2 pseudogenes are annotated in these 496 nt (G+C 64.9%); both read left to right on the plus strand.

Annotated features, from left to right (window positions below):
- Positions 1-292: pseudogene (locus tag AADR41_RS42265) on the plus strand (2-oxoacid:acceptor oxidoreductase subunit alpha); the annotation flags it as partial.
- A pseudogene (locus AADR41_RS42270) lies at positions 285-496 on the plus strand (2-oxoacid:ferredoxin oxidoreductase subunit beta); the annotation flags it as partial. The pseudogenes AADR41_RS42265 and AADR41_RS42270, both read left to right, overlap by 8 nt.

A 496-nucleotide genomic window follows, 5' to 3' on the forward strand; every position in this document is an offset into this window, starting at 1 on the left:
GGGCTGGGGCTCCACCTACGGCCCCATCACCGCCGCCGTACGCCGGCTCCGCGCCGCCGGACAGCCCATCGCCCAGGCCCACCTGCGCAACCTCAACCCCTTCCCGAAGAACCTCGGCGAAGTCCTGGAGCACTACGACAAGGTCGTCGTCCCGGAGATGAACCTCGGGCAGCTCGCCACCCTGATCCGGGCCAGATATCTGGTGGACGCCCACTCGTACAACCAGGTCAACGGCATGCCGTTCAAGGCCGAACAGCTCGCGACGGCACTCAAGGAGGCCATCGATGCCTGACACCAATGAACTCCTGCACCTGGTGCCCAAGGCCGAGGCCAAGCAGTCCATGAAGGACTTCAAGTCCGACCAGGAAGTCCGCTGGTGTCCTGGTTGTGGTGACTACGCCGTTCTCGCGGCCGTGCAGGGTTTCATGCCCGAGCTCGGACTGGCGAAGGAGAACATCGTCTTCGTCTCCGGGATCGGCTGTTCCTCCCGCTTCCC

It is taken from the genome of Streptomyces sp. CLV115 (assembly GCF_038448545.1).
Taxonomy (GTDB): domain Bacteria; phylum Actinomycetota; class Actinomycetes; order Streptomycetales; family Streptomycetaceae; genus Streptomyces; species Streptomyces sanglieri.